This window comes from Streptomyces sp. NPDC093109, assembly GCF_040701725.1.
GTDB lineage: Bacteria > Actinomycetota > Actinomycetes > Streptomycetales > Streptomycetaceae > Streptomyces.
Genome location: NZ_JBFBEZ010000018.1, coordinates 97,285 through 109,587, shown reverse-complemented (window position 1 = coordinate 109,587; position 12,303 = coordinate 97,285). Strand labels below are relative to the sequence as shown.

Here is a 12,303-nt window from a genome sequence, read left to right as displayed (position 1 = left end):
GGGCCAACAGTCCACCACAGAGGGCGTCGCCCTGCCCGGAAATCCGTAGCAGACGGCCTCCAGACCTTCTCCATCTCAACGACCACCGACACCGCATCCCCCGTTCCCGACCGCAGCTCCCGAACGTAAGAGCTGATGAGGGAGTGTATGGATAGAGGACCAAGGTATCGTCACTTCGTGACGATACAAACGGACAAGATGGCTGGTTCTGCCTGAATCAGCAACGGGGGGTGATCGGGCCGATGGGGTGGGTGACCATGATCGGCCCCTCCGGCGAGCAGGTTGAGTACCGCCTGACCGGCGGTCACGGCTGCGGGAAGTCCACCACGGTCGACGCGGCTCCCCTCGTCGCCGCCGTCGAGGCCAAGGCCGAAGCGGCCGGTGCCCCCGTCGCCTCCCTGCTCGGCTCCCGCGAGGCCAAGCGCGCGTTCTTCCGCGCCCGCGGGCTCATACGCAGCAAGGGCGCCGCGCGCTTCACCGGGTTCGACGCTGTCGAAGTCGCCGTCGCAGCCGGGTTCGACGCCCGCGAGCTGTACGGCGAACAGGCCCTTCCCCGACCGGCCGCCGACGGGCAGGTGGACTACCACCTGGATGCCAGCGAACGGCCCCTGGTGTGGATCGGCCACGGACTCGGCGAGTTCGGCATCACTCCCGGCAGCGTTCTCGCCCCGGAGCACTTCCAGGCCGCCCGCCGCCTCATGCACGGTGAGGACCCCCGGACCGGCCAGACCCTCGTAGAGCCCAAGCTCGCCATCGCGCCGGCCGCGAAGCTCCCCGCCGCCCCGCTGGCCCGTGCCATCCGCCGCGCTGCCGCCGAGCGCAGCGTGCACCCCGTGACCCTGCTGGATTCCAAGCGGAAGCAGGACGCTTTCCGCAGGATGGAGAGCCAGCTCAAGCGGTTCGGGGAGTCGCACCGCGTCCCGGCCTCCACCCTGCTCAAGCTCGCCGACGCGGTCGGCATCGACGCCGTCGGCCTGTACGGCGAAGACGCGTTGGAGAAGGCCGTGGCCGCCGAGGCGGGCGGCCACCTCGACGCCCGCGCCCTTCTGCGTGCCGTCGAAGCGCGCGCCGCCGAGACCGGGCAGCAGCCCGCCGACCTGTTCACCGCCGCGTCCGCGAAGCGTCGTTACGCCCAGACCGCGGGCGAGGGTGAACGCCGCCTCCGGGACCTGCCCATGGACGTACGTGAAGCCGTCGCCATGGCCAAGGCGGCAGGGCTCGCGCCCGAGGACGTGTGGGACGCCGAGGAGATCAAGGCCGCCCTCCTCGAAGGACGCGTGCAGGTCGGCAACTTCGGCGCCGACGTCACCTTGGATCTCGCGAAGTCGAAGTCCGCGTTCCTCGCCTACGCACCCGAGGAGATCGCCGCCGAGGTGGAGGGCATCTACACCGCCGCCGGCCGCGAGTCCATCAGCGCCCTGGAACGGTGGACGGCGTACGGCATGCGCGGTCGCCACGGCGATGGTGACGAGGCGGAGACCGTGAGGACGAGCGGGTTTTCCGGCTGGATGATGGTGCACCGCGCGGCCCGTCCCGTGGACGGTGCCCCGTACGGCGACCCGCATTTCCACCTGCACTTCACCCTGGCCAACATGGTCAAGGGCACCGACGGTAAGTGGTCCACCATGGCCGGCGGGGGCCGGGACCTCCACCGGCACACTCGCGCCACGCAGTCGCTCATGAACGCCCGTATCCGGAGGGAGCTGACGGACAAGTTCGGCATCAGCTTTCGGCGCGAAGAGCGGACCGGTGCGTGGGAGATCGCGGCGATCCCCGAGGCCACGATCCGCCTGTTCAGCAAGCGCGACAATCAGGTCCGGGACCTGCTGACCAAGCTGGGCATCGACTACGACAGCGCCACCACCCGCGAGCGCACCGCCGCGTCCACCGCGTCCAAGGCCGCGAAGAACGGCGAGGCCGCCGGGGTCGGTGACGATGTCCTCCGCGCCTACTGGCAGGCCGAAGGCCGCGCGGCCGGAGACGACCCCGACGCCATCGCAGCCACCGCAATGGAACAGGACCGAGCAGACCAGAACCCCACCCTGGACGAGCTGTGCGCCCAGGTCTTCGACCCCAAGACCGGCCTCACTGCCCATGCCAAGGAGTTCACCCACGCCGCCGCCATCGCCGCCGTGCTGGACGCACTCCCGTACGGAGTCGCGGACGCCGAGGAGGGCGAGCGGCTCACCGACTCCGTACTCCGGCATGCCGGATACGCGGTCCAGCTGAACCCCAAGGGCGCCCAGCACTTCACCCACGCCGACCGGTACACGACGGCGGACATCGTGGCCGCGGAAACGCTCATCGTCTCCGAGGCCACGAGCCGTCTCGACACGCAGGTCGCCGTCGTCAGCCGCGACACGGTCGACTTGACCCTTTCCACCGTCGAAGCCCAGCACGGCGGCACCTTCACGTTCTCCGACGAACAGCGCGCCGTACTCGAACGGTTGCTGACCGCCGGACACGGCATCGACGCCGTGGTGGGCATCGCCGGAGCGGGCAAGACCACGATCATGGACACCGCCCGGCAGGCGTGGGAGGCCCACGGATTCGTCATCGCCGGAGCGAGCACGGCCGCCGTCGCCGCCGCGAACTTGAAGGCCGAGGCGGGTATCGAGTCCCGTACCCTCGCGTCCTGGCTCACCGGCATCCGTACCGGCGGCGCCGGGCTCAAGGGTGTTGACGTGCTGGTCGTGGACGAGGCCGCGATGTGCGACGACCGCGACATCGCCGAACTCCTCGCACACGCCGCCACGACCGGCACGAAGGTCGTCGGCATCGGTGACCCGAAGCAGCTGCACTCACCCGGCATCGGCGGCAGCTTCGCCGCCGTCCACCACCTCGTTGGCGGCCTCAGCCTCAACCAGAACTTCCGGCAGAAGGACATGGTCGAGCGCCGGGCACTGGAGCTGTGGCGCGACGACAACAGGGTCGAAGCGCTCCGCGCCTTCGCCGGAACCGGCCGCGTGCACGCCCTCGCGGACAAGGACACGACACTCGCCGCGATGCTCACCGTCTGGGCAGACAAACGCGCCGCGCACACCGACGACCACACCGCCGTGCAGCAGCTCCTCATGCTCGCCGCCACCAACGAGATCGTGGAGGAACTGAACGTCGGCGCCCGCGCTCTGCGCAAGGCCGACGGCCACCTCCCCGGCCCGGAGCACGTCTACGCCCTGCCCGGCGGAGGAGAACTGACGCTGTCCGTCGGTGACCAGGTCCTCATTCGGGCCAACGACTACCGGGGCAAGCGGAGCCGAGGCGAGAACGAAGACGTGCTGAACGGCTACCGCGGAATCGTACGAGCGGTGGACGCCGAGCGCCGGGTGCTGGTCGAGTGGCGCGAGAAGACCGCCGACGGACACCGTGACGTCGCCGAATGGGTCGACGCCGACTACATCGCGCAAGGCGGACTCAGCCTTGGATACGCGATCACGGGCCACAAGTCGCAGGGCCTCAGCGTCCAGGAGGCCCTGGTCTACGGCCCCGGCGCGCAGGCGAACGCGCTCTACACGATGATGAGCCGGGACAAGAAGGAGTCCCACCTCTTCCTCCCGCTGTCCGTGTACGAGACGGACGCCGACCGCGCACGCGCTGGCGACGCGCTCACCGAGCAGGAGCAGCTTGACCGTGCTGTCGCGGGCCTCATCCGCGAGATCGAGAGTGGCACCGAGGAACGCATGATCCTCACCGAACTCCCGAAGAACGCGGTCCCCGCCCACTTGCGCCAGATCGTGGCCGACCTCCCCACGCCGCGCGCTCCAGGCACCAACGAGCCGGAGCAGGAGCACACCCCGAAGCGGAACGCCCAGCCCGCACCCAACGGCTCTCCCGCTCCCGCGGCGGACAGCACCGAGCCGGTTGCTTCGACGCCCTATCGCCACCTCAGCGACGACGTCTTGCGCGCCGCCGTCCGGAAGGCAGCCACCGCCACCCGCACGACACGAAGTGCCGCTGAAGCCAACGAGGCAAAGGCCGCACATGCCGAGCAGCAGGCAGCGTCGGGCACCGGGCCGAACGCGCTCGCGCTCATTCGACGGCGACAGGACCTCGACGCCCGCGCCGCCGCCATCCACGAGGTCCCGACACTCAACAACGCCATTGCCGAACTCACCGCGAGGCAGCACGGCACGGAAGAGCGCCTGCGGCTGCTCGAACACCAACTGACCGCCACCAGCCGTTTCGGACGTACCGCGCTGCGGGGCGACGACCGGGTGCGTACCGAGGTCGCACGCGAAGCACTGCACCGGAACCACGAGGAGAACGGGCACGAACTGAATGCGCTGAACAGGAAGCTCCGCGAGCTTTCGTCCCTTGCCGGCCCCGCCGAAGAACACGAAGACGTACTGACTGAGGCGGCGAAGGCCGAGCGTCACAAGGACGCCCTGCTCCGCCAGGCCCAGGAGCAGGACAGCGAGATCGCGAAGAACCTCCGAAAGGATGCCCGGGATACCAGAGGCACCGCGCACGGGGCTGCCCACCGCGAAGCCGGCCTGCGTGCTGAGCTGGAACGCCGCCGGTCCGCGCCGCCGCAGGCGAATCACGGGGAACGGTCACAGACACGGAAGCCCGTGAGCCCCTACAGCATGGGCCGACACCACATGACAGATGCGGTAGACCAGGCTTCCACGGGACCGGATGCTCCGTCCGCCGCACCATTGCCATGAGGCTGGACCTGCCCTGCTACGGAGCTGGTACGGGCTCCGTCGGGCTCCTCCCTATCTGGATCCAGCGCCACCTGTGACGCACCGTCCAGCCCCTCCGTACCCGAAGTGCGACAGAACCGGCGCACCTCTTCGGCGATTCCGGTAGTGCCGCTTCCTGGACTTCGGCATCGTCGTCTCTGGCCGCCCCGCATCCGGGGCGGGCCGGACACGACGGGCGAAGGGGTGGGTGTCATGAGTGAGCGGGAGACCTGGACGACAGAGGAGTTCGGCGCCTCGCACGAAGGGGCGGTCGGCGTGCTCCTGGCCGATGGCACCGTTCCGGGCCCTGTCCTCGTCGAGATGAATTCCAGCGGGAGCGGACGGTCGGTCTCGGAGTGGAGCGCCTATGACGGACGCCTCGGGCACGGCCCGCGGGCGGCCGTGCTGCGCGCGGTGTGCTCCTGCGGCTGGACCGGTACAGAGCACCGGCTCGACTGGGACGAGATCGGCGACCAGGACCTGTTCGATGCGGATTTGGCGGCGCCGGACGCGTGCTCGCAGGAATGGGATGAACACACCGATGAGGTGGCGATGTCCGCTATTCCTCTGCCGGAGACGTTCACCGATCTCCTGGGCCAGGTGGAGAAAGAGATCGAGAAGCTCGCCAAGACCTCGCCGCTGGCGGCGCTGCGGGCAGCCCGCCGGCTGGAGGTGACCGCTGTGGAGACCAGCTACTGGCCAGCTCGCGATGCCCAGCAGGATACGACCACCGAACAGGCCGCCGCCGCCCTCGGGCTGAACGAGGACGCGGCGCGGAAACTGCTGGCCCGCTTCGGCCGTTGGAGCCCCTACCTCTGAGCACCCATGTGAGGTAGGCGTTTGGGCCGGGTACTCGGGGCGTGTGTGACGATCGTGCCGGGTGGCACACAGGAATGGCGGGTTCGCACGGTATCGCCGGTAGGTGTAAGGAGAATGACCGGGAATGTTCGTAGGGGGGAACAGCACGGATGGTACTCAGCAACAACAGTGTGGTGCCGCTGGAGCTGACCGTGGAACCCTGGGCGGATATCCATTGGATGCCGCCGATGCAGGCGTGTGTCGTTGTGACCCACTCGCCGGCAACGGATGGTTCGTGGTCCGGGACTTTGCGCAGGGACGAGTCATTTCGGGTCGACCATCGACCCGACTCGATCACGGTGTGGGTCAACGGCAGCTGCTTCCACCTCAGTGACGCGGACGGAAACGCGATCAATGCGGCCGACTGGCATTGCCCTGCGCAGAACCCGGCTTCCTGAGGAAGCCTTGCCACTCGGTGAGGATCTTGGCGAAGGTCGGCGGTCAGTCGCGGTCACGCGCCCGTGACGTCCTTGAGGTCGGCGCGTAGTTGGAGGACGCCGCGGTGGGTGCGCAGGTCGCGGCGTCGGGCGAGGTCGGTTTCGAGGTCGTGCAGGATGCCGCGGACCTGGGCGGATCGTACGGTCGCGGCGTACTGGAGCAGCGAGGTGGCGGTGATCAGAGCCTGCTCTACGTCGTCGCGGCGCAGGTAGGAGCGGGCGAGCCAGGTTCCGTGGAGGAGGGCGTCGCGGTCCTCGGTGCGTTCGGCGTGGGTCCCGAGCCAGCCGGTGATGAGCGGATCGGCCTCGGTGAGCAGGGCGGTGCGGTGAGAGTCCGCCGCGTTGCCCGCGAAGGCGGCGACGATGAGGCTCTGTCCGGTGACGACCTTCAAGTCGGTGAGCCAGTAGAGCCACGGCGGCCGGCTGGCGAGCGCGTCGGGGTGGTCGAGGTGGCGCCGGGCTTCGTCGGTGGACTGGCGTAGCCCGTGGATGTCGCCCAGCGCGGCGTGGGCGTGGGCGTGTCGGGCGGCGGCCAGGGCCCGGACGGCGGGGGGTGCGTTGCGGGCGGTGGCGATGGCCGCGTTGGCGAGGTCGATCGCGTCGCGGAGGCGGCCCAGGGTGATGGCCTGATAGGTCAGGCAGCCGTGGATGTGGGAGACGAGGGCGGGATCGCGGGATTCGTGGGCGGCGGTCAGGCCGGTGAGGAAGTAGCGCTGCGCGAGGCCGTGGAGGCCGGCGTCCATCGCCATCCACCCGATGGTCTGGGCGAGTTGGGCCCAGAGGTTGATGGTGCGGTTGCGGGTGGCCGGGTCGGTGTAGTGGTTCGCCCGTACGTAGTCGGCCACGCCCGTGAACTGCCGGTGGGCGTAGCGAAGGGTGGAACGGTCGCCGCCCTCGGAGTCGTCAAGCCGGCGGACGGCATCCACGGTGGCGCTGACGGCGTCGGTGATGGCGGGCGTGACGACAAGGTCGTGTGCCGATGTGTGGTGTGCCGACGTGTTCGGAGTGGTGTCGGCGTGAGCCGCGGTACCGTTGAAGGCCGGGCCGGTGAACGTTGCCCCGCTGATGGCGAGGAAGGTCCTGCGGTCCATGTCGCCCCCGTCTTGGAGCACCCATTGCGTGGCTGTCTCCACGGTAGCGCCGGGTGCGGTGGGCGGGGGCAGGCCGTCGTCCGCCCGTACCCAGGCGGCGGAGGGACGCCGTAGCCCTGGCCCCCAGAGGTGGTGGAGCGGCACCGGGCGGCCGAGGGCTTCGGCGAGGACGTGTGCGGTGACGGTGGGCAGTGGGTCACGGGGGATACGGCCCTTGGTGATCCAGTCGGCCACGGTGGTACGGGCGACGTAGCCGGGCCCGAGAACAGCGTTGACGGCGCGGGCAAGACGCGCGGGCGACCACTTCAAGTGCTCTAAATACTTGGCTAGTTGGGCGTTCTGCGTGCCGCTGCGCTCAGTCATGGTCTCCCTTGCGCCGACCCATGACGGTAGCGGAGGAGAGCGGGCGCGGGAGGCTGTTTGGCCAGTGGCAGGAGGTGACGACTTCGCCCCTGACTCGCGCCAAGTCGTCACCTGACGAGATGCGTTGGGGCTGAGTCAGCACTCGGGCGGGGGTGGTGGGCGGTGTGGCCGAGGCGCTGGACTGTGGGAGCGCGCCGATCCGGCCCGCTAAAACCCCCTTTTTCAGGAGGAGTCCCATGTTCATGCCCAAGTCTCAGATCGCTGCCGCGGCCGTCCAGCCCGTGGAGGAGACCGAGCCCCTCACCGGGCCCGTGGTGGTCGCCGTCGACGTCGAGGACGAGGAGTAGTCCTCTCGCACGTCCTGACCCGGGTGTCCCTCCTCGCCGGCCTCCCCGCCGGGGAGGGACACCCCTCGCACCCCTCGCGATTCGCCAGGAGGCCGGAGTGATTCATGTATTCGTCGGACCGACGCTGTCACGGTCCGAACCGGAGCTCGACGAGGTGGGCATGCGGATGTGGCCACCGGCGCGGCACGGCGACCTGTTCGACGCCGCGATCCGTGGCGGGGACACGGTGGTGCTCATCGACGGGGTGTACCACCAGGCCCCGGCACTGCGCCACAAGGAGATCCTGGCCGCGATGGGCCGGGGTGTAACGGTGATCGGGGCGGCGAGCATCGGCGCGCTGCGGGCGGCCGAGCTGGCACCGTTCGGGATGCTCGGGGTCGGCCGTATCTTCACCGCCTACGTCCGGGGAGAGATCGACGGCGACGACGAGGTGGCGGTGGGGCAGGCCCCGGACGGGGGATGGTCCGCGCTGACCTGGCCGGTGGTCACCCTGCGCCACATCCTCCGGCTGGCCCGGTCGGCCGGTGTGATCGATCAGGAGCGGGCCGCCGGGCTGCTGGCAGGGCTGCGCGCGGTGTACTACCCGCAGCGCACCATGGCGGCGGTACGGGCGGTCAGTCGTCACCACGGCGAGAGCGAGTTCGCCGGGTGGCTGGCCGAACAGCGGGAACGGGACCGTCACTTCGGCGACATCAAGCGCGACGATGCCCTTATGGCCGTACGCGCCGCACGGGACGGCTGGACACCGCAGGCCGTGCACGTACCGGTGCGCGAGACCACGCACCTTCGCCGGTGGTCCAACTTCTTCGCCCGCAGCCGGGTGGACGGGCGGGAGCTGTCCACCGAGGATCGCGTCGTCTACCAGCAGGTCTTCGATCCAGGTTTCGCGCAGAGGTGGGCGGCGTACCTCGAACACTGTTCGCGGCAGCTCGGTGACGGAGGGCCGGGCCTGCCGCTCGCCGCCCGGCTGGCCGAGGCCGGCGGCTGGGTCCTGGCCGCCCATCAGCTCTTTCATCCGGCGGTGGATCTACGGGACGAGGAGAGCGCAGCCCTGCTGCTGGGCGGCGAGACCCGCGAGGACCGGCAGGCGGTCGCCCGGTACGCAGAGGCTCTCGCGCTGGCCCGCCGGGGCCGGCCCGGGTTCTCGACCGGTGCGGTGCGCGACGACGTCACCCGCGCGCTTCTGCTGGAGGTATGGAGGTGTCCTGCGGAGCGGCTCGACGCGGAAGCGTCCGCCCGTGGGCTCGTGTACGGGGCGCGCGCGGTGGAAGCGGCCAAGCGGCTGGTGCCCGGATTCCTTGCCGAGCGGAACGAGCGCACGGCGTACGGGCACACGGAGAGCGAGCACACGGCGTACGGACACACGAAGAACGGGCACACGGAGAGGGAGACGGCACATGGTGAGCGGTGATGGCCTGGTGGTGCTGCCGGGCACAGTACGGGCCCGGTCCCCCGAGGAGACGTGGGAGATGGTGGCCGGGCGCCTGCCCGACTTCGGGATCACCCGCGTCGCCAACCTGACGGGCCTGGACTGTATCGGGCTGCCGGTCTGGACGGCGGTACGGCCCGCCTCCCTGACCCTGAGTACGTCCCAGGGCAAGGGCGCCACCGATCTGCTGGCGAAGCTGTCGGCGGTGATGGAGGCGATCGAGCTGTGGCACGTCGAACAGCCCCTGCTCGTCGCGGCACGTGGCCCGGCCGAGGACATCGCCCCGGGCTGCCCCCTGCCGGCGCTCCCGCTGACCGTCCCGTACGGCGAGCGGAACCTTTCCCGGATCGTGTGGGAGTGGACGCCCGGTACCGGCCTGGTCAGCGGCGAGAAGGTACTGCTGCCGCTCGACCTGGTCCGCCGCCGGGCGCAGCGACCGCCGTGGAGCCCGGATCTGCTACGTGCGACCAGCACCGGCCTGGCCTGCGGGAACACCCGTGATGAGGCGCTGCTGCACGCCCTGTACGAAGTGGTCGAGCGGGATGTGCTGTACCGGGACGGGGCGGCGGGCGGGCGCTCGCGGACGCTGATCGACCCGGGGACGGTCGAGGACCCCGACGGCCGGGAGGTGATCGACCGGGTGACGGCCGCCGGAATGTCGGTGGAACTGGCCCTCGTGGACGGCCCGTACGGACTGCCGGTGTGTCTGGCCTACCTGTGGTCGGAGGACTTCCCGGTGGTGTTCGCCGGTGGCGGCTGCCACATCGACCCCGGCATCGCGCTGACCCGGGCGCTGACGGAGGCGGCGCAGTCGCGGCTGACGGCCATCGCCGGTACGCGCGACGATCTGCCCAGCGATCCCGGCTCGTTCGACACCCTGCCCGTACACCCGGTACGGAGCGGCAGGTTCGCACCGTGGCCGGAGGCAACGGCCCGCTACGAACAGACCGGGGACGGCTTCGCCGCCCAAACCAGGCGAGTGGCGCGCCGCATCGAGCAGGTCACCGGGCACGAGCCGGTGGCACTCGACCTGTCCGACGCCACCGAGCCCATCCACGCCGTACAGGTCATCTGCCCCGGCACACGCTCACGGATCAGAAGGGCGATGCCCCGATGACACACCCCACCACCACTCCCACACACTGCACCGACACTCCGCCCACCACGCCGGCCGCGCCCTTCGAACAGCTCGCGGCGCAGTTCGACGCGTTCCACGCCGCGCGGACACGTACCGACCTGGTCGCGCGCCTCTACAGCGCGGCGATGGGAGAGGACTACCCGCACGAGGTCGCCGACTCCAGCTCATGCGATTGGCCCCTGCTCGGGCTGATGGCCGCCCGGCTGCGGATGCGGCGCGGCCAACTCCTCGTGGACGCGGGCTGCGGCACCGGCGGCATCGGGCTCTGGCTGGCCCGCGCCCTCGCCGCACGCCTGGCCGGCTTCGACATCTCCGCCGTCGCGGTCGCGCAGGCCACCGCCCGCCGGCCCCGCTTCATCGCCCCCGCCGACCGCGCGGCCTTCCACGTAGCCCGGCTGGACGCCACCGGCCTGCCCGACGGCTGCGCCCACGGCATCGTGTGCGTGGACGCCTTCAGCATCGCCCCGGACCGGGACGGCGCGATGCGCGAACTCGGCCGCGTACTGGCGCCGGGCGGCCGACTGGTCATGACCCGGGCCCTGCGACGTGGCGCCGTACCGGCCTGGGAGAAGCAGGCCCGCGCCGTCGGACTCACCGTGGAGCACGTGGACGAGCGGCCCGCCGAGCCCGAGATGTGGGAACGCCTCTACCGGCTGTGGACCGGCCACGCGGAGGACCTGCGACGCGAACTCGGTGACGTCCAGGCGCGGAACATGCTGCGTGAGGCGCACAAAATGCTGCCCGCGCTCCCCGGGCGCCGCGCGGTCCTGCTGACCCTGCGCCGCCCGCCGCAATCACCAGCGGCTTTCGGGCCGGCCGGTACGATGACCGGGCCCGTACGCCCCTCGGACGACGGCTCCGAGTCCAGCGAGAGGACCCCACAGTGAGCCAGCACCGCCCCGCCCGTGCGGCGGTGTTCTCGGCCGGGTCGTGGGGTACGGCCGTAGCCAAGATCCTGGCGGATGCCGGCACCGACGTGATCGTGCACGCCCGCCGGGACGAGGTCGCCAACGCGATCAACACCAGCCACCGGAACCCGGGCTACTTCCCGGACATCGAACTGCCCGCGTCCCTGACGGCCACGACCGATCCGGCCGCCGCACTCGACGGCGCGGACTACCTCGTACTGTCCATCCCCGCGCAGTCCCTGCGGGCCAGCCTCGCGGCGTGGGCTCCGTACATCGGACGTGACACGGTGATCGTGTCGCTGATGAAGGGCATCGAGCTGGGCACCGGACAGCGGGCGAGCGAGGTGATCGCCGAGGCGACCGGCGTCCCCGCGGACCGGATCGCGGTGCTGTCGGGGCCGAACCTCGCCCGTGAGGTGATGGACGGCAAGCCCGCCGCCGCCACCGTCGCCTGTCCGGACGAGGACGCCGCCCGCCGCTTCCAAGTCGCCTGCCACACACCGTACTTCCGGCCCTACACCAGCACCGACGTGATCGGCTGTGAACTGGGCGGCGCCGTAAAGAACGTCATCGCTCTCGCGGTCGGCATCTCCGCGGGCATGGGCCTGGGCCACAACGCGGCGGCCATGCTCATCACTCGGGGCCTGGCGGAGGCCACCCGGCTGGCCGTGGCCCTGGGAGCCGATCCGGCCACCCTCGCGGGTCTGGCGGGCATGGGTGACATGACGGCCACGTGCTCCTCCCCGCTCTCCCGCAACCGCACGTTCGGCACCCACCTCGGCCGCGGAATGACCGTCGAAGAGGCCACCACCCACACCCGGCAGACCACCGAAGGCGTCAAGAGCGCGGAGGCGATCCTCGGCCTCGCCCGCGTCCACGGGATCGACATGCCGATCACGGACATCATCTCCGCCCTGCTCCACGAGAACGTCACCCTCGACGAGGCCGTTGCCGCGCTGATGCAGCGGCCCCCGAAGCCCGAGCGCTGACCCCGCGCGCCCTGCTACCAGGCTCTGCCGCCGGGCGCGCACCCATACTTCGCCCTCC

At 70.6% G+C, this 12,303-nt stretch carries 8 protein-coding genes; 7 read left to right on the top strand and 1 reads right to left on the bottom strand.

Annotated features, from left to right (window positions below; translation table 11 throughout):
• The first annotated feature begins 257 nt into the window (after positions 1–257).
• The 3 genes from mobF (at position 258) to AB0389_RS19255 (ending at position 5,941) form a co-directional block, all read left to right on the top strand.
• Positions 258–4,667 carry a MobF family relaxase gene (gene mobF, locus AB0389_RS19265; protein ID WP_366396616.1) on the top strand — a complete coding sequence of 1,470 codons (4,410 nt, stop codon included), beginning with the start codon at positions 258–260 and terminating at the stop codon, positions 4,665–4,667.
• Between the two features lie 231 nt (positions 4,668–4,898).
• Entirely contained in the window at positions 4,899–5,504 is a 606-nt protein-coding gene (locus AB0389_RS19260) for a hypothetical protein (RefSeq protein WP_366396615.1), read from the top strand.
• Positions 5,505–5,653: 149 nt separating this feature from the next.
• Positions 5,654–5,941, top strand: coding sequence for a hypothetical protein (locus AB0389_RS19255; protein WP_366396614.1), 288 nt, complete (start codon positions 5,654–5,656; stop codon positions 5,939–5,941).
• Between the two features lie 53 nt (positions 5,942–5,994).
• On the opposite strand, the gene AB0389_RS19250 is transcribed toward AB0389_RS19255, so the two are convergent.
• Positions 5,995–7,434, bottom strand: a complete 1,440-nt coding sequence (locus AB0389_RS19250; protein WP_366396613.1) for a hypothetical protein — start codon at positions 7,432–7,434, stop codon at positions 5,995–5,997.
• 444 nt (positions 7,435–7,878) lie between these two features.
• Here AB0389_RS19250 and AB0389_RS19245 point away from each other — a divergent pair, with 444 nt between their 5' ends.
• From AB0389_RS19245 to AB0389_RS19230, 4 genes are read left to right on the top strand one after another with little or no spacing between them, the layout of a single operon-like run.
• A complete protein-coding gene (locus AB0389_RS19245) occupies positions 7,879–9,192 on the top strand; it encodes a TfuA-like protein (RefSeq protein WP_366396612.1) in 1,314 nt (437 codons plus the stop codon).
• The gene (locus AB0389_RS19240) at positions 9,179–10,327 is read left to right on the top strand and encodes a YcaO-like family protein (protein WP_366396611.1); all 1,149 of its coding nucleotides are present in this window, start codon (positions 9,179–9,181) and stop codon (positions 10,325–10,327) included. Before AB0389_RS19245 ends, AB0389_RS19240 begins: the two co-directional genes overlap by 14 nt.
• Entirely contained in the window at positions 10,324–11,235 is a 912-nt protein-coding gene (locus AB0389_RS19235) for a class I SAM-dependent methyltransferase (RefSeq protein WP_366396610.1), read from the top strand. The genes AB0389_RS19240 and AB0389_RS19235 overlap by 4 nt, the downstream gene beginning before the upstream one ends.
• Positions 11,232–12,245, top strand: coding sequence for an NAD(P)H-dependent glycerol-3-phosphate dehydrogenase (locus AB0389_RS19230; protein WP_366396609.1), 1,014 nt, complete (start codon positions 11,232–11,234; stop codon positions 12,243–12,245). The genes AB0389_RS19235 and AB0389_RS19230 overlap by 4 nt, the downstream gene beginning before the upstream one ends.
• Positions 12,246–12,303 lie beyond the last annotated feature (58 nt).